Below are 16143 nucleotides of genomic sequence, written 5' to 3' on the forward strand. Positions count from 1 at the left end.
ACCGGGCCCGCGCCCAACCCGCTCGCGGCGCTGTGCGACGACGCCGTCACGGTCGAGGCGCCGTCGGTGGCCACCGTGCAGGAGATGCACCTCGCACTGGTGCACGCCCTGTGCGAGGAACTGGACAACGCGCTCGGGGTGCCCGCGTGAAGCCGCTGGTCGTCCTCGGCGACACGCTGCTCGACGTCGACGCCGAAGGAACTGCCGACCGGCTCTGCCCGGAGGCGCCGGTTCCGGTCGTCGACCTGACGGCGCGCCGCCGCCGCCCGGGTGGAGCGGGGCTCGCCGCGCTGCTGGCGGCGCGGTCGGCGGCCGAGGTCGTGCTGGTCACGCCGCTAGGGCACGACGAGGCAGGGCACGCGCTCACCGGGCTGCTGGAACCCGACGTCACCGTGCTGCCCCTGCCCTTGCGAGGCACCACGGTGTGCAAAACGCGCGTCCGTGCGGGCGGGCAGTCGTTGCTGCGCCTGGACTCCGGCAACGGAACGGCGACCGCGGAGCCGCTCTCCGACCGAGTCCGCGACGCCCTCACCGGTGCGGGTGCGGTGCTGGTCGCGGACTACGGCCGCGGCCTCACATGCAATCCGCACGTGCGCCGGCTCCTGCGGGAGCTCGCCGGGCGCATTCCGGTGGTCTGGGACCCGCACCCGCGCGGCACGGACCCGGTGCGCCACGCCGTGCTCGTCACCCCGAATCTGGCGGAAGCCCGCAGCACGCTGCCTGGCCACGACGAACCGGCCGAGCTTGCGAAACTGCTGCGGGACCATTGGCACGCCGAGGCCGTCGCCGTCACCACGGGTGCGCGCGGCGCGGTCCTCGCCGACGGCTTCGGGCAGACTGCGGTGCCGGTTCCCGCGGCCGCGCGGACGCCGGGGCACGCCGCCCCGGACACCTGCGGGGCGGGTGATCGCTTCGCCGCGGCCGCCACAGCTGCGCTGCTGACCGGCACGGACACGACGGAAGCCGTCGCGACGGCCGTGGAAGCGGCGGCCCGGTTCGTCGCCGACGGCGGAGCCACGGCACTGTCCACTCACGACGCTCCGGTGCCCGACCCGCAACCGGCGACCGACGCGTTCGGTCTGGCGCAGCGGATCCACGCTGGAGGCGGCCGGCTGGTCGCGACCGGCGGGTGCTTCGACCTGCTGCACCCCGGGCACGTCAGCCTGCTGCGCCAGGCCCGTGCCCTCGGTGACGCCCTCGTGGTGTGCCTCAACTCCGACGCGTCCGTGCGCGGGCTCAAGGGGCCCGCCCGGCCGCTCGTGCGCGACCGTGACCGGGCGCGGCTGCTGGCCGCGTTGTCCTTTGTGGACGCGGTCGCCGTGTTCGACGAACCGTCGCCCACGGCGGTACTGGAGCGGCTGCGCCCGCACGTGTGGGTCAAGGGCGGCGACTACACGCACGCCGACCTGCCCGAACGCGAGGTCGTGGAACGCCACGGCGGTGAGGTCGTGCTCGTCCCGACCGTCCCGGGGTACTCGACGTCGCGGCTGGTCGCCGCGGCGGCCGGTGCCTGATCCGCGACAGCGACTCCCGAAAAACGACTCCGACTCGCGAAGGAGACCGATGCGACCCCTCGGCAACATCCTGATCACCGGTGGTGCCTCCGGCCTCGGCGCGGCCACCGTCGACGCCGTGCGCAAGGCGGGCGGCACGCCGTACGTCCTCGACCGTGTCCGCCCAGAAGACCCGGCCGAGTACGTCGAGGCCGACCTCACCGACACCGCCGCGACCGAGCGGGCGGTGCGCGAGCTGGCCGAGCGCGCCGGCGGGCTCGACGGCGTGTTCACCGCCGCCGGCACCGACGCGTGCGGCCCGCTGTCCGAAGTGTCCACTGAGGACTGGGAGCGGGTGGTGAAGGTGAACCTGCTCGGCACGGCCGCCGTCGTCCGCGCCGCGCTGCCGTATCTGGAGCGCTCGGGCGGCACGGTCGTCACGTGCGCGTCGACGCTCGGCATCAAGGCGGTGAGCGACGCCACGGCCTACTGCGCTTCGAAGTTCGGCGTCGTCGGCTTCACCCGCGCGCTGGCCGCGGAGCTGGCCGGACGCGTCGGTGTGACGCTACTGATCCCCGGCGGGATGTGGACGCACTTCTTCGACAACCGCACCGACCAATACAAGCCCCCGCCGGACGCGAAGCTCAACGCGCCCGAGCACACGGCGAGCACCGTCGTCTTCGCGCTGCAGCAGCCGCCGGGCTCGGAGATCCGCGAGCTGGTCGTGTGCGCGTCGGAGGAGGGGTCGTGGCCGTGAGCGCCGCGATCCTGGTGCTGCGCGCGCTCGGGATCGGTGACCTGCTCACGGCGGTGCCAGCCCTGCGCGCGCTGCACGAGGCGCACCCCGACGAACGCCTGGTGCTGGCTGCGCCGCGCGAGCTGCGGGACCTCGCCGAGCTCATCGACGCCGTCGACGAGCTGCTGCCGACACCCGGCCTCGGGGAACTCGCGTGGCCGGGCCCGCCGCCGAAGCTCGCGGTGAATCTGCACGGCAGCGGCCCGGAGAGCATCCACGACCTGCTCGCCACCGACCCCGGCGAGCTGCTCACCCACCACCACCCCGACTTCCCGGACGTGCCGGGCCTCGACTGGCGGCCCGACGTGAACGAGGTCGACCGCTGGTGCCGGCTGGTGGAGTTCGCGCACGTCGAGGCCGACCGCTCCGCGCTGCGGCTGCCCGCGCCGCCGGGGCCGAGCCCCGCGCCCGGGGCCGTGGTCGTGCACCCCGGTGCGGCGTTCGCGGCGCGACGCTGGCCGCCCGAACGATTCGCGCGCGTGGCGCGGGAGCTCGCCGCCGCGGGACACTGCGTCGTGGTGACCGGCAGCGCGGCGGAACGCGACCTGGCCCGCAGTGTGGCCGCGCGGGCTGGGTTGCCCGAGGACGCGGTGCTCGCCGGACGCACAGGTCTGGCGGAACTGGCGTCTCTCGTGGCCGAGGCGGCGCTGGTCGTCTGCGGGGACACGGGTGTCGGGCACCTCGCGACGGCGTTCGGTACGCCTTCGGTGTTGTTGTTCGGCCCCACGCCACCGCGCCTGTGGGGTCCACCTCCGGAAGCACGCCGGCACGTCGTGCTGTGGACAGGCGATGTCGGCGATCCACACGGCGACAAACCGGACAACGGACTGCTGCTGCTCGGTGAAGAACGCGTCCTCGCAGCAGCTCGAGGCACGCTGGAAGCGCAGGTGCCGCATGGCTGAGCACCTCGGTGTCGTCGGCGCGGGTTACGTCGGCCTCACCAGCTCCGCGTGTTTCGCCCGCCTGGGCCACCAGGTCACGTGCGTGGACACTGACGAGTCCAAAGTAGACGCACTGCGACGCGGCGACGTGGCCATCGCCGAGCCCGGGCTGCCGGAGCTCGTCACCGAGGGGCTCTCCGACGGCACCCTCGTCTTCACGACCGCGCAGGCGGAGCTCTACGGCGCGGACGCCGTTTTCCTGTGCCTGCCCACCCCGCCCGACGACGAGGGCCGGCCCGATCTCGGTGTGCTGGAACGGGTCCTGCCGCAGCTCGGCCGGCTGCTGCGGCCGGGGTGCGCGGTCGTCACCAAGTCGACCGTGCCGGTCGGCACAGCGGCTCGGCTGCCGCGCCTGCTGGGCCGCGCCGACCTGCCGGTGGCGAGCAACCCCGAGTTCCTCCGCGAAGGGCATTCGGTCGAGGACTTCCTGCACCCCGACCGCATCGTGATCGGGACCGATCCGCCGGGAGCGCCGGCCGCGCACCGCGTTGAGAAGCTGTACGAGCCGACGGGCGCTCCGGTGGTCCGGACCGACACCGCGAGCGCCGAGCTGGCGAAGTACGCCAGCAACGCGTTCCTCGCGGTGAAGCTGTCGTATGTGAACGTGCTGGCCGAGCTGTGCGAACGGTTCGGCGCCGACGTCAGCGAGGTCGCCCGCACGATGGGCCTCGACGCGCGCATCGGCCCGGAATTCCTCGCCCCGGGACCGGGCTGGGGCGGTTCGTGCCTGCCGAAGGACACCTCGGCGCTGCTGCACGCGGCCGACGCGGCGGGCGTCGACTTCGGCATCCTGCGCGATGCCGTGCGTGTGAACGCCCGCCAGCGCGCCCGCGTGGTGCGGACCGTGCGGGAAGCGGTCACGGGCTCGCCGGCCGGTTCCCTCGTGGGCGCACGCATCGGCTTGCTGGGCCTGGCGTTCAAGGCCGGGACCGGCGACCTGCGCGACTCACCCGCCCTGGCGATCGCCACCGAACTGGCCCGCCACGGCGCCGAGCTGACCGCGCACGACCCGGCGGTCGAAGCCGTGCCGGGGCTCGACGCGGTGCAGGTCGTGGACGACCCGTACCTGGTGGCGAAGGACGCCGCCGCGCTGGTCGTGCTCACCGAGTGGCCGGAGTTCCGCGACCTCGACTGGGCCCGGCTCGCGGCGGTGGCGGCCCGGCCGGTGGTCGTGGACACGCGCAACCTTCTCCGCCCCGAGATGCTCGCCGATGCCGGGTTCACCCACTTCGGCGTTGGGCGGCAGCACCCGGAGACTACTCCGTTCGGGTGACGTCGACGTTTTCCCGAGTGCGGTCCGGGCCGTGGGGTACGCGGTCCGGACCACCCACCCCGAGGGAGATTCCGTGCCGAACCGGATCCTGATCAGCCAGGAGAGCCAGCCGATCCCGTGTGAGAAGTGCGGTCAGCCGACCTTGCATGTCGCCCGGCTCGTCACCGGCGACGGCGCCCTGCTCGGGCAGACGATGGTCTGCACCGAATGCCGCCGCGGCCGGCCGGACAGCACCGGGCCGTCGGCTTGACACCGGCGCGCGAGACGAGAAGCGCGGCGACCGTTCCCGAGGGTGGTCGCCGCGCTTCTCCTTGCCGCCCGGTGCCGCTGCCCGTCAGCGCCGGTCAAGTCAGTGCCGACCGGTTCAGCGCCGGTCAGGGTCCCGGCGGCTCCACGTGTACCACCTTCGTCTGCGTCATCTCGTCGAGCAGCTCGGGGCCGTAGCCATAGCCATTCCCGCTGCGCCGCCGCGGGTGCGAGGCCCCGCCGGGGGCGCCGCCGAACACGGCGTTGACCTTCACCGTCCCCGCGGGCAGTTCACGCCACGCGTGCTGCGCGCGTGACATCGACGCGGTCAGCACAGTCGCCGCGAGCCCGTAGTCACTGCGGGCGGCCGCGGCGAGCCCGTCCTCGAAACTCGAGACGACCTGCACCGGCGCGACCGGGCCGAACGTCTCCTCGGCCATCACGCGCAGGTCCGGCGTGCATCCCGTGAGAACGGTCGCCGGGTAGTGCGCGCCGGGCCCCTCGGGCACCACTCCCCCGGTCAGTGCCCGCGCGCCCCGCGCCAGGGCGTCCTCCACGTGCGAGTGCACGTGGTCGCGGTGCCGGAGATCGACCAGCGGCGCGAGGGCGCGCGCCTGGGCTTCCTTCACCAGCGCGGCGAGGAACGGCTCGGCAACGGCTTCGTGCACGTAGACCCGCTCCACGGCCACGCAGATCTGCCCGGAGTTGGCGAACGCGCCGAGCGCTACCTGCGCGGCGGCCCACGCGGGATCGACGTTCTCGTCGATCACCACGGGGTCGTTGCCGCCGTTCTCCGGCAACGTCTTCGCGCCGGTCGCGGCCGCGCTGGCGGCGATCGACCGCCCGGCCGCGGTGCTGCCGACGTGGGCGATCACGTCGACGTCGCCGCGCATCGCCAGCAGGGCGCCGACCCCGCCTTCGCCTTGCAGGGTCTGGAAAACGCCGGCCGGCAGCACGCCGGAAAGCACGTCGCCGAGGAGCGCACCGGTGTGCGGCGCGCGCTCGCTCGGCTTGTGCACCACGGTGTTCCCGGTCACCAGGGCCGCGCCGATCAGCCCGCACGCCACGGCGACCGGGTCGTTCCACGGCGTCAGCGCGACGACGACCCCGCGAGCTTCCGGGACCATCAGGTCGGTCGCCCCGAAGTCGCCGAGCAGGCTGCGCCCGCCGTGGACCGGGCCCAGCTCCGCGTACTGGTCGAGCGTGCCCGCGCCGGCCAGCACGCCTTCGGCCGCCTCGGCCCGCGGCCGCCCGGTCTCGGCTTTGTTGCGCGCGGCGAGTTCGTCGACGTGTTCCCGCAGCCGCGCCGCCGCGGAGTGCAGCAATCCACCGCGCTCGGCCGCCGGAGTGCGCGCCCAGCCGGGCCACATGCGGTTGGCCAGCGCCAGCGCGGCGTCGACCTCGTCTTCGACGGCAGTGGGCACCGTGCCCACCACGCTCCCGTCGGCCGGGTTCCGGATTTCGATCGTTCCTGCGGTCATCCGCACCTCCTTCGCGTCTCTGCGTGGTTACCAGGTCTGCTTGCCGGACCACCGAGTGCCCGGCGTCGTCGGGGGAAACGTTCGCTGGGCGGGCTGTTCCGCTCGTCGACCGGCTGCTCGCCGGGTTCGACCGTGACCGGAACCGGCTCGTCAGTATCGCGAGCGGAGCCGAGCGCTCCACGCTCGTCGTGCTCACCGACCACGCCATCGGCGCCACCGCCCTCCCGACGGCTCGCGGAGGCCGACATCGCGCAATGCGAGGGCAACCTGCGGTTGTCGATCCGCCTCTCCACCACGCGGCCGACCTCGACCGGGCGCCAGCGGTCCGCCACCCGCAGCCGCGCATCAGAACAGGCTGTCGATGTCACAGGTGGCGCCGGTCAACGGCGTTGGCCCTAAGGTGCACGACGAGCGCTGCGCGTCAGGCAGTCCCGCAGCTCGGCGCGCCCTGCATCAGCCATTGACCCACGTCGGGGTCGCTGGAGGGTCGGAAGATCTGGCCCAAGTCGATGTCTGCGGCGACCAGGACGTCGCACCCGCTCGCTGCGACGAGATCGGGCACGGCCAAGAAGTCCTTCGCCGGGCCAGGGGCCGCGACAGTGAGGACCGCGCGGAGCTGCACCCGGGCACCTCGACCTTGATGTCGACGTCGCCGAGCAGCCTCGCAGCTGCGAACTTTCACCCGGACCTCCGCGGCCGACAGGTGCCCGGAGCAAACCTGCGCGCCCGGGCCGATGACCGTCATGGTGATGTCTGTCGAGCGCGTTCGAGTCTCGTAGGCCGGCCGGTACGCGGTCGACGGGCGGCGCACCCGGGCGTTTATCCGCCGCGGCACGCGGTGGCCAGGGAGCCGGACCCGACGACGGAAGGTGATTCCCATGACCGCACCTGGACCCGAGCCGAACGAAGTCCCCGGCCTGGAACCTGGGGGCTCGGTGGCCCCGGGCGACACGCCGCCGGACGCGGGCAGACTTCGGGGCTGTCGCACCCGCAACCCATGCCGTCGCGCAAGCTGCCCGCCGCGTGGCTGATCGTCCTCGCGGTCTTGGTCCTTTTGGCGGCGGCGTTTTTCATCGTGCTGGGCCTCGGTTATGTCTGAGGCGGGTGGTGTGGGGCCGGACCTCCCTCCAGTCCGGCCCCTCCCTCTCAGCTACCGCCGAGTTCCTTGCTCACCCCGCTGGGCCCCTCGTACTGCCGATCGGGGATCCCCCTCAGCTGCTCGAGCGTCTCCTCGTCAGCACCGTTTCCCTGCGCCGCCGCCACCAGGTCGTCGCGGCCGGCGGGGTAGTCCACTCCGGACAGGTATTTCTGCACCTGGATCGGGTTGGCGTCCGTCATCGCTCCTCCTTTCCTGTCGCGCCGGGAAAGCCACCGGCGAACGCAGCGGCTACCCGGGGCAAGCGCCGGCAAACATCAAGGCCACGTCGTTTGCCCCGGAAATCGCCGGGTAGCCGCACGCCGGCAGAAGGAGCTTCGATGACAGACAAGCAAGCACCGGCTTCCCGACGGCCGATCCAGGGCGTGACCGCCGTCGTGGCGGCCGCGTTCCTGCTGGTCGGCGTGCTCGGCTTCATCCCCGGGATCACCACGCACTACGGCGAACTCACCTTCGCCGGGCCGCACTCCGGCGCCCGGTTGTTCGGCGTGTTCGGCGTTTCGGCGCTGCACAACATCGTGCACCTGCTCTTCGGCATCGTCGGGCTGGCGGCCACCCGGAGATCCGGCTCGGCGCGCGCCTTCCTCATGATCGGCGGCCTCGTCTACCTCCTGCTCTGGGTCTACGGCGCCGCGACCGACGACCACAGCCAGGCCGACTTCGTGCCGCTCGATCACGCTGACGACTGGCTGCACTTTGGCCTCGGCGCCGGCATGATCGTGCTCGGCGTCCTGCTCACCGCCCTCGAGCGCGCTCGCGGCCAGTACCCGCCGACACGCCGCCACGTCGGCAACCCCCAGGACTCCCACGGTTGAACGGTGCCGGCGCTGTGCTGAATCCCCGCACAGCGCCGCACCGCCTCAGGCCACGTCGTCGAACTCGAACCGGAGTTCGTCGACGCAGCGCTGGTACTTCTGCTCCATCTCCTGCTCGCTGTTCGCGGCGATGAGGAATTGTGCGAGCTCGTAGGAGTAGCTGTCCTGCTCGGGCAGCTCCGAAAGCCGCTGCCCTTCCTTCGGCGACATGCTGATCTCCACCCCGCCGAGCTGGTCCTGCAAAGCCGTGATCTCCGCGGCCGTCGGCACGCGCGTCACCACGGCGTCGCCGGAGAAGCGGCGCAGGTACCAGCGGCCGGCGATGCCGTACGGACCCGCGCCGGCGCGGTGGCGCGGCGCCTGCCCGAGTCCGAGGCGGACCATGAGGTCGTGGTTGGCCAGGCCGTCGACAAGCTCGAACAGTCCGGCGTGCGACTGCGAGTGCCTCGGGTTGATCTCCAGCAGGTACACCTGTCCGGACTGCACGTCGCAGAAGAACTCGATGCTGAACGTCCCGTTGTCGAAGCCGACTCGCCGCATCACTCTCTTCGCGACGTCCGCCATGCGCCGCCGCACCTCCTCCGGCAGCTGGGAGGGGTACTGGTGGCGCAGGAACGACGAGCTGTCCGGGTAGTCGACCGAGTCGAGCGCCGCGTACACGGTCACTTCGCCCTGGTACACGTACCCCTCGACGGCGGCCTGCACTCCGTGCAGCGCCTCCTCGGCCAGGCACGCCGCCCCGCCGACTGCGGCGATTTCGCGCGGTAGCTCGACCTTCCCGAGTACTTCGTCGAAGGGCTCGCCGACCCGGCCCACACCCTCGCGGATGTCCGCGACCGCCGCGGCGAACTCGGCATCGTCGGTCACGCGGAAGGCGAGCTCCGAGGAGAAGGACTTCACCGGCTTGAGCCACACGGGGTACGACACACCCTCGGGAAGCTTCGGTTCGGCGTCGTCGAGGTCGACGATGCCGAAGTGCGGCAACTCGTCGATCACTTCGCGCTGCTCCAACCGGCTCCAGTACTTGTGCTCGCACTTGAGGATCGCCTCGAGCGGCACATGCGGCAAGCCGCGGCTCTCGCACAACAGTGGTACGAGCGACGCCGCCGGGAAATCCCAGAACGTGACGATCGCGTCGATCGAACCCTCGAACGCGTCGAGCGCCGTTGTCGCCTTGTCGAGCAGTTCGCCGATGTCGATTTCGCCGTGCTGGAGTTCGTCAGGCGTCAGCAGTCCGTGGAACGCGTACTGGTCGGATTCGGGCAACCGCTCGAGCACTTGTGCGTTGTTGTCGTCCAGCCCGACCACGAAGATGTTCGTCGTCATCGGTCTGGCACTCCTCGTTCGTTCCGGTTGGTTCATACCTGCCGGATTTCCCCTTCACCATAACGGTAAACTCGTCAGATCAGGTCCCGCGGCACGGTGTGGTGCCAGTTGCGGGATACGATCCGTCGGTCGCCGTGGTAGGCGTCGAGGCACGCGTCGATCATGAACTCCTCGGGCGTGGAGGACACCCGTGTGCTGGTTTCGCTTCGCGCGGACCAGTCGCCGCGCTCGAACGTCACGACCCACTCCGTCTCCGCGACGGGTGAACAGAAGCGATCGGCCACCCACGTGTAACGCTCGTGCACGTCGCGGGTGACGGAGAGGTCGATGTCGTCGTAGCGGACGGCGCCGGAGTTCTTCACGATGTCCAGCGCCGAGTGATACGCGACCAGGTCGCGCGAGACCTCCCAGCGCTGCTCCGGCGGGGTCAGTTCCGTCGTCGTCAGCGGCGGTGGGCCTTCCGATTGACCGAATGGGTTCGCGGGCACCTCATCGGACTCCGCCATCGGTCGCACCGGAAGCGTGAGGGAACTGAGTCCTGCGTGGACGGATAAGGTGACCGGCTCCGGAGGGGGCCAGGCAAGCGGCCAGTACGAAGTGGACAGTGACAGCCGGAACCGGTGGCCGGCCGGGAATGCCTGCGCCACCCCGTTCAGCTCGAACTCGACCTCGCACACCTGACCCGGCTCCATCGGCTTCGGTTCTTCGTGACCGTCGCGGCGGGTCAGGTTGAGCAGCCCGTACGTCACCCGCGTGGCACGGCCATCGGGGGCCACATCGGACAGCCGCGCGGCCACCATCGCCACGGGCCGGTCGGCCGAGACCGCGAGCCCCTTTGCGCTGGTCGTAGGGCAGGTCCGGCGGGCCCTGTAGGACGCCCACTTCCCGGCGAACTGCCCGACCGACAGAGGTGAGGAAACCTCCAGCATCACTTCCGGCACGTCCTCCCCCGGCCGCGCGATGCGGTGCGGCGCCAGCGCGTGCTCCGAAGGCTTGACATGCGGCGAGGGCCACCGCGCCTCGCCGACCCACCGGCCGGGGCGATCCTCGTACGACGTCGAAGGCGGCACACTCTCCTGCAGCCAGGTCTGGACCATTGGCCCGTCCAGGACACCGTTCTCGACGTCCTTGAGCCAGTGGTCCCACCACCGCACGACTTCCTGTAGGTACCCGATCCGACGACCGCTTCGCCGACTATATGCACTACATGGGCGGGTTGCCTGCTCTCCGACAACGTCGCCGCATCCGGAACCATGTTCTCCGACGCGACGCTGCCGCCGGACCCAGCGGTCGTGGGAGATCGGTGGCTGGAGCTATGGCGGGAACGACTTGAGGGCTGCAGCCTGTGGGCCGAGCAGTGGCTGCGCCACCAGCGCCGCGACGGCTACTGGCGCCACGCGTCCGTGTCGGAGAACTACAACGATGTGCAAGTACCGGTGCTCGCCTCCAGCGGCTGGGCCGACGGCTACTCCAACGCCGTGACGCGGCTGATGGCCCACCTCGACGTGCCCCGGCGCGGCCTGATCGGGCCGTGGTCGCACAAGTACCCGCACCTCGTCGAGCCCGGCCGGCAACCAGTACCGGCGGGGCCTCGAGAAGCGCTTCGCGGATCGCGATCTGCAGATGGGGCGTAGTGAGCACGTCGAATTCGCCGCGCGCGGTGAGAGACGCCCGTGGTACCTCCGAGTGCGGCGGCGTGCCCTGCTGGGTCCGGTTCGAAGGGCTGCATGCTTTCGATCCTGACGCAGCGGTCACTGTGCCGCACGGCCACCAGCCGGCAAAAGGGGAATGCGGCCGGCATCCGCTGGCCAGCCGGGGATGTTGCGGGGGTCGTGGCCGTAGGTGTTGCGCTCACCGATCTGGTCGCGCGGTCGACGACCTGCACCGCGGAATCCTCAGGCACCGAGTGCGGTTAGCGGTCGTCGGCGAGCGCCGCGCTGATCGGTCACGGCCACTGACCGGCACCGGTCTTCGCGCGTATCCGCGCCCGGCAGGGGTACCACGTCGACATCCGAGGACACGACGGCGCGAGGTGTATGGCTCATGCTCCCAGCCGGCGAGCCCGGCCCGGCCGCGAACGATGACCTGCGGGCCCGCCGGCCCGCCGACGTCGACGACGTCACTGTTTTGCGGCACGAGGTGACCGCCTGGGTCCGCGCTCACCAGTTGGCCGGTGATCTCGCCGACGACGTCGAGCTGTCGACCTACGAGGCGCTGATCAACACCGCGAAACGCGCCTACCCCGACGATTCCGCCGGCATAGTGGACCTGCATGCCCACCACCAATCCGACCTGGTCCGCATCACCGTCACCGACCACGGCCCCTGACAGCCACCCGCTCCAGACCCCGGTGGCCTGCACGGACGCGGCCTGCCGCTGATCCGCGCCCTGCCCGATCACGCGGCCATCGACGCCACCCAGCTCGGCACCATCGTGACCATGACGTGGCACCCGATCCCATCGATGCCGCACGCATGACCTGAGCAGGTCGGGCCCACCAAGCCCGACAACCGGCTGCTTCGTCACACGCCTGCGCGCAGGTTCCCGGCGCCGACACGGAGGGTCATCGCCGGACGTAAGTCGGTCGAGCCTGACATGCCCTGTAGTAGTCATGCGTGTTCGGCAAGGTGAGCAGTCTGGCGACGGTCTCAGCCGCCGACCTCGGCGCGCACTGCCGATGTCGGCGATCAAGCTCGCCTTGCACTGAATCGGCGCTGGCGCTTGCGCGCCAGATGGCCGTCCTGGACCTCAGCCGTCCACGGGTGCCAGCTCGCCGCGAAGGTTGATCTTGGTCTCGGAAACGCTCGTTTGTGTGTGGGGTTCGGGCCGCGCGGGATGGCTGCGGGCGTTACAGTGCGAGAGCCGAGGTTCTTCGTGCGTTCCGGTCGGGCGGTGCGCCGCCTTCGCGGCATACCGACCTTGCGCGAGCGATGAAGGGCCTCGCCGCGGGGAGAATGCGGCGCGTTACCTCTTCGTCCAAGAGCGGGCCTGGAAGCACACGTCCACGTCGACACCGGAATTGCCGGAGGATGTGGTGGTGCCTGGTTCGCTGTCGCCTGCTCCGCGCGCGTGTCCGGTTCCTCGTCGTTCTGCCTGGCAGATGGGAGAGCTGGTCATGGATAACATTCGGAACGAGTCGTGGCCGACAGTGCTTGATGAGGTCACCGGGGCGCTGGAAACGTTGATCGCGGCGCTCGACAGCGTCGACGACTCCGCGGTTTTGCTGCACCAGGTGTGTGAGCAGGTGACCCGGGCGGTGCCCGGCGTTGACGAGGCCACCATCACCCTGATCACCGGCGGTGTGCCCACGACCGCCGCGACGACCAGCCAGATCGCGGCCGCGCTGGACCGCGACCAATACGTCGTCGGCGACGGACCCTGCCTGCGGGCCGCGCGCACCGGCACCATGGTGCGAGTGTCGATCGCCGACGCCGCCGAGCACTGGCCGGTGTTCGCGAAAGACTCGGCCAAGGCCGCATTCGGCAGTTTTCTGTCCGCGCCGCTGGTGATCAGCGAGAAACACGCCGGCGCGGTCAACTGCTACAGCGTCCGCGACCACGGCTTCGCCGAGCTCGACGAGAAACTGCTCGACCTCTACACCACCGCCGCCACCGCCGCCCTGCGCGCCCACAACCGCTACAAGCACGCGCACGAGACCACCGAGCAGCTCCGCACGGCGCTGACCAGCCGTGCGGTGATCGATCAGGCCAAAGGCATCCTCATGGCCCTACGCCGGATCTCTGCGGACGAGGCGTTCACCCTGCTCGTCGAACAGTCCCAGCGGGAGAACGTCAAACTGCGCGACTTCGCCGCTCGGTTCGTCAGCCACGCCACCGGCGTGACACCCACGACGTGAACCAGCCCGTGGTCGCTGCTGCGTTCCAACGACGCGGAGGCGAAGAAAGATGCGGCCCGGGGTCCGGGCCGCATTGGCGGGCACGGTGAGCCCCGGCTGCAGACCGAGGTGACCGCCGCTGGCCCACAGGGCACATCGTGAACCGGGCGGGCTGGCCTCGACGATACGACCTCGGCACGGCCACGCTCCGTTTGCTCTCACGCACCTCGGAGCCGAAGTGGTGCCCGTCCGCCTGACTGCCGAAGAGCGGGGAGCGTTACCCGAGCTCTGGCTAGCCGTGGCCATCAGCGCGGCGCCGCCCGGCCGCGTCGAACGTGAAGGTCAGCACCACACCATCCGCCCTCGAGGGCGAGCACAGTAACTGCGGCCGGCCGGTAATCGCCGACCGAATGTCCGGCACCGATCAAATGCCGCCGCTCCTGAGCGAGGCCAGCCTTTACAGCGCCGGGCGCTACTCGTGCGAACTACCGTACGGCCGCTGCGAAGCGCCCTTGTAGCCCTCCGCGGCCTCACCAGGATCCGGGCCGATTTCCTCGCCCCGGCAGGTGGTACTGCTGCCCGCGCCGAACGGCGAGCCAGGCTCCATGTCTGTGTCCGAGAGGGTGCCGGTGGGTGAGTAGTCGCGGTGGGGGTCGGGCTCGGGGTCCGGCTTTTCGCGGGCTTTCCTGGCACCCTCGGCGGCGGCGCCGCCCTCGGTGTCGATGTCCTCGGACCAGCCGTGCTGGTCTTCCTGGCCGGCCATGATGCGCTCCTTTCGGCCGGAATGGGCGGCGGCCCGTTCCCGGCGCCTACCCGGCCCGGAGGTGACCAAACGCCCGGCAATTTCAGGGCGATGCAGACGACGCCCCTTGGTCACTCCTCTCCCGCCCCGGGCATGGGCGGTCGCTAGCGGCTGCCGGGGCCCCTGGCCCCACCTTTTGCCTCGCCCTTGCCGTTGCCCTGCTTCTCGTTGTCCATCGCATCCTCGGCGTGCGGTCCGCCGTGAGCGTGGCTGACGCCCCCTCCTGCTCGGCGCGCGGGCGGCGGCCCGGCCGGCACGGGCTCAGCGGCGTGCTGCGGTGTCCCCGCCGTAGCGGTCGCCACGGTTGGCATGGCAGGCGTCGACGGCGACGGAGTCGGAGGAGACGCAATCACGGGCGCGCGGTCCGAGGTGGGGTCCGTGGTGTCCGACCCGCGAACACTGCTGCGAGCATCGCCGCGATGATCGCCGCTGCAACACCGCCCCCGTTACCTTTTTCGTGTGCTCCCACCAGGGAGTTGTGGTCACCAGGCCTGGCATGACTTACGCCCCCAGTCGAAGGCATGATCCGGGGGGTGGTGTCACCGGGTCTGGTGGCATCGAGGGACCGCTGAATAGGGACACGGCCGCCAACTGGTAGGTCTCGTCGTAACGTGGGTGCCGGCCATCGATGCTCGACCAGTGACCACGTCCGACGACCGAATGGCACGGTGGATGAGCAGCGATTTCGGGGTGTTCCTCGGCCTGGACGTCGGCAAGGACGCCCATCACGCGGTCGGTCTCGACCCAGACGGTAAGCGGCTGCACGACGGGCCGCTGCCCAACAGCGAGCCCAAGCTGCGGGCCTTGTTCGACAAGCTCGCCCGGCACGGTCCGCTGCTGGTCGTGGTGGACCAGCCGGCCACGATCGGGGCGTTGCCGGTCGCGGTCGCCCGCGCGACCGGGCACCAGGTGGCCTACCTGCCCGGCTTGGCGATGCGCCGCATCGCCGATCTCTACCCGGGCCGGGCGAAGACCGATGCCCGGGACGCGTTCGTCATCGCCGACGCCGCCCGCTCCCTGCCCCACACGCTGCGACCGGTCGACGTCGGCGACGAAGCCCTCGCGGAGCTGGAGGTGCTGGTCGGGTTCGACGACGACCTGGCCGGCGAAGCCACCCGACTCAGCAACCGGATCCGCGGCCTGCTCACCGGCATCCACCCCGCCCTCGAGCGGGCCATCGGCCCGCGGATCAGCCACCCCGCGGTGCTGGAAATCCTCTCCCGCTGCGGCGGCCCGGCCGGCATCACCAAGGCCGGGCGCCGCCAACTCACCGCGATCGCGAAGGTCCACGCGCCCCGCATGGGCGACAAACTCATCGACGCGATCATGACCGCCCTGGACGAGCAGACCGTCACCGTCCCGGGCACCGCCGCCGCAGACACCGTGCTCCCGCGACTGGCCGACAGCCTCAAAACCGTGCTCCAACAACGAAAGACCGTCGCCGAGCAGGTCGAGGGGATACTCGATGCGCACCCTCTTGCCGGGGTCCTGACCTCGATGCCCGGCATCGGCGTCAGGACCGCAGCCCGCATCCTCCTCGAGGTCGGCGACGCCTCCCACTTCGCCAGCTCCGCGCATCTGGCTGCTTATGCCGGCATCGCTCCGGTCACCCGCAGCTCCGGCACCAGCATCAAGGGCGAGCACCCGGCCCGGACCGGCAACCGCAAGCTCAAACGCGCGTTCTTCCTCGCCGCGTTCGCTGCCCTGCACGACCCCGCCAGCCGCACCTACTACGACCGCAAACGAGCCGAGGGCAAGAAACACAACGCCGCCCTCATCTGCCTGGCCCGCCGCCGCTGCGACGTCCTCTACGCAATGCTCCGCAACCGCACCCACTACCGCCACCCCGAATCAGCTCCCGCCCCCGCAGCGGCTTGACAACCACTGTGAGACTGCGCGGGCGGCCTGGTGGTCGCTGTCAGGATGGTCCGGCGGTGCGGGATGACTCGTTGACAACTTGGCCGTTTTCGGGCGTGCCT

15 protein-coding genes and 3 pseudogenes are annotated in these 16143 nt (G+C 71.0%); 12 read left to right on the forward strand and 6 right to left on the reverse strand.

The window, feature by feature from the left end; genetic code table 11:
* The 6 genes and pseudogenes from AB0383_RS49265 to AB0383_RS49290 form a co-directional block, all read left to right on the forward strand.
* Positions 1–150, forward strand: a pseudogene (locus tag AB0383_RS49265) (phosphoheptose isomerase); the annotation flags it as partial.
* Positions 147–1514: a PfkB family carbohydrate kinase gene (locus AB0383_RS49270; protein WP_364190397.1), complete on the forward strand. Its 1368-nt coding sequence runs from the start codon at positions 147–149 to the stop codon at positions 1512–1514. The pseudogene AB0383_RS49265 and the gene AB0383_RS49270, both read left to right, overlap by 4 nt.
* A gap of 49 nt (positions 1515–1563) precedes the next feature.
* Positions 1564–2250, forward strand: a complete 687-nt coding sequence (locus AB0383_RS49275) for an SDR family oxidoreductase (RefSeq protein WP_364190394.1) — start codon at positions 1564–1566, stop codon at positions 2248–2250.
* The gene (locus AB0383_RS49280) at positions 2241–3191 is read left to right on the forward strand and encodes a glycosyltransferase family 9 protein (RefSeq protein ID WP_364190391.1); all 951 of its coding nucleotides are present in this window, start codon (positions 2241–2243) and stop codon (positions 3189–3191) included. The genes AB0383_RS49275 and AB0383_RS49280 overlap by 10 nt, the downstream gene beginning before the upstream one ends.
* On the forward strand, positions 3184–4503 hold the full coding sequence (locus AB0383_RS49285) for a UDP-glucose/GDP-mannose dehydrogenase family protein (protein WP_364190388.1): 1320 nt from the start codon (positions 3184–3186) through the stop codon (positions 4501–4503). The genes AB0383_RS49280 and AB0383_RS49285 overlap by 8 nt, the downstream gene beginning before the upstream one ends.
* A 73-nt stretch (positions 4504–4576) precedes the next feature.
* Positions 4577–4753: a hypothetical protein gene (locus AB0383_RS49290; protein WP_364190385.1), complete on the forward strand. Its 177-nt coding sequence runs from the start codon at positions 4577–4579 to the stop codon at positions 4751–4753.
* A gap of 124 nt (positions 4754–4877) precedes the next feature.
* Here the strand turns inward: AB0383_RS49290 and AB0383_RS49295 are convergent, their stop codons facing one another.
* Both AB0383_RS49295 and AB0383_RS49300 read right to left on the reverse strand, forming a co-directional pair.
* Positions 4878–6230, reverse strand: a complete 1353-nt coding sequence (locus AB0383_RS49295) for an aldehyde dehydrogenase family protein (protein WP_364190382.1) — start codon at positions 6228–6230, stop codon at positions 4878–4880.
* A gap of 421 nt (positions 6231–6651) precedes the next feature.
* Positions 6652–6852, reverse strand: a complete 201-nt coding sequence (locus AB0383_RS49300; RefSeq protein WP_364190379.1) for a hypothetical protein — start codon at positions 6850–6852, stop codon at positions 6652–6654.
* Positions 6853–7108: 256 nt separating this feature from the next.
* On the opposite strand from AB0383_RS49300, the pseudogene AB0383_RS49305 reads away from it, so the two are divergent.
* A pseudogene (locus AB0383_RS49305) lies at positions 7109–7329 on the forward strand (DUF6480 family protein).
* A gap of 47 nt (positions 7330–7376) precedes the next feature.
* On the opposite strand, the gene AB0383_RS49310 reads toward AB0383_RS49305, so the two are convergent.
* Positions 7377–7568, reverse strand: a complete 192-nt coding sequence (locus tag AB0383_RS49310; protein ID WP_364190376.1) for a DUF2795 domain-containing protein — start codon at positions 7566–7568, stop codon at positions 7377–7379.
* 138 nt (positions 7569–7706) lie between these two features.
* Between AB0383_RS49310 and AB0383_RS49315 the strand changes: the two genes are divergently transcribed.
* Positions 7707–8201 carry a DUF4383 domain-containing protein gene (locus AB0383_RS49315; protein ID WP_364190373.1) on the forward strand — a complete coding sequence of 165 codons (495 nt, stop codon included), beginning with the start codon at positions 7707–7709 and terminating at the stop codon, positions 8199–8201.
* A 45-nt stretch (positions 8202–8246) separates the two neighbouring features.
* Here AB0383_RS49315 and AB0383_RS49320 read toward each other — a convergent pair whose 3' ends face one another.
* Positions 8247–9527 carry an ATP-grasp domain-containing protein gene (locus tag AB0383_RS49320; protein ID WP_364190370.1) on the reverse strand — a complete coding sequence of 427 codons (1281 nt, stop codon included), beginning with the start codon at positions 9525–9527 and terminating at the stop codon, positions 8247–8249.
* A gap of 74 nt (positions 9528–9601) precedes the next feature.
* Positions 9602–10681, reverse strand: coding sequence for a CocE/NonD family hydrolase C-terminal non-catalytic domain-containing protein (locus tag AB0383_RS49325; protein WP_366191576.1), 1080 nt, complete (start codon positions 10679–10681; stop codon positions 9602–9604).
* A 2-nt stretch (positions 10682–10683) separates the two neighbouring features.
* On the opposite strand from AB0383_RS49325, the pseudogene AB0383_RS49330 reads away from it, so the two are divergent.
* From AB0383_RS49330 to AB0383_RS49340, 3 genes and pseudogenes are all read left to right on the forward strand, one after another.
* Positions 10684–11095: pseudogene (locus tag AB0383_RS49330) on the forward strand (CocE/NonD family hydrolase); the annotation flags it as partial.
* Between the two features lie 475 nt (positions 11096–11570).
* A complete protein-coding gene (locus AB0383_RS49335; RefSeq protein WP_364190367.1) occupies positions 11571–11855 on the forward strand; it encodes an ATP-binding protein in 285 nt (94 codons plus the stop codon).
* Positions 11856–12642: 787 nt separating this feature from the next.
* Entirely contained in the window at positions 12643–13383 is a 741-nt protein-coding gene (locus tag AB0383_RS49340) for a GAF and ANTAR domain-containing protein (protein ID WP_364190400.1), read from the forward strand.
* Between the two features lie 451 nt (positions 13384–13834).
* Here the strand turns inward: AB0383_RS49340 and AB0383_RS49345 are convergent, their stop codons facing one another.
* Complete coding sequence (locus AB0383_RS49345) at positions 13835–14125, reverse strand: hypothetical protein (protein ID WP_364190364.1); 291 nt, start codon at positions 14123–14125, stop codon at positions 13835–13837.
* 711 nt (positions 14126–14836) lie between these two features.
* Between AB0383_RS49345 and AB0383_RS49350 the strand changes: the two genes are divergently transcribed.
* Positions 14837–16042 (forward strand): IS110 family transposase, encoded by a 1206-nt coding sequence (locus AB0383_RS49350; protein ID WP_366191579.1) that lies wholly within the window; start codon positions 14837–14839, stop codon positions 16040–16042.
* Positions 16043–16143: the final 101 nt, after the last annotated feature.

It is taken from the genome of Amycolatopsis sp. NPDC051373, assembly GCF_040689465.1.
Taxonomy (GTDB): Bacteria; Actinomycetota; Actinomycetes; order Mycobacteriales; family Pseudonocardiaceae; genus Amycolatopsis.

Excerpts from the sequence above, each read along its gene's own strand:
- AB0383_RS49350 (WP_366191579.1), top strand. The coding sequence starts at position 14,837 with ATGAGCAGCGATTTCGGGGTGTTCCTCGGCCTGGACGTCGGCAAGGAC.
- AB0383_RS49285 (WP_364190388.1), top strand. The coding sequence starts at position 3,184 with ATGGCTGAGCACCTCGGTGTCGTCGGCGCGGGTTACGTCGGCCTCACC.
- AB0383_RS49335 (WP_364190367.1), top strand. The coding sequence starts at position 11,571 with ATGCTCCCAGCCGGCGAGCCCGGCCCGGCCGCGAACGATGACCTGCGG.
- AB0383_RS49345 (WP_364190364.1), bottom strand. The coding sequence starts at position 14,125 with ATGGCCGGCCAGGAAGACCAGCACGGCTGGTCCGAGGACATCGACACC.
- AB0383_RS49340 (WP_364190400.1), top strand. The coding sequence starts at position 12,643 with ATGGATAACATTCGGAACGAGTCGTGGCCGACAGTGCTTGATGAGGTC.
- AB0383_RS49320 (WP_364190370.1), bottom strand. The coding sequence starts at position 9,527 with ATGACGACGAACATCTTCGTGGTCGGGCTGGACGACAACAACGCACAA.
- AB0383_RS49315 (WP_364190373.1), top strand. The coding sequence starts at position 7,707 with ATGACAGACAAGCAAGCACCGGCTTCCCGACGGCCGATCCAGGGCGTG.
- AB0383_RS49275 (WP_364190394.1), top strand. The coding sequence starts at position 1,564 with ATGCGACCCCTCGGCAACATCCTGATCACCGGTGGTGCCTCCGGCCTC.
- AB0383_RS49310 (WP_364190376.1), bottom strand. The coding sequence starts at position 7,568 with ATGACGGACGCCAACCCGATCCAGGTGCAGAAATACCTGTCCGGAGTG.
- AB0383_RS49295 (WP_364190382.1), bottom strand. The coding sequence starts at position 6,230 with ATGACCGCAGGAACGATCGAAATCCGGAACCCGGCCGACGGGAGCGTG.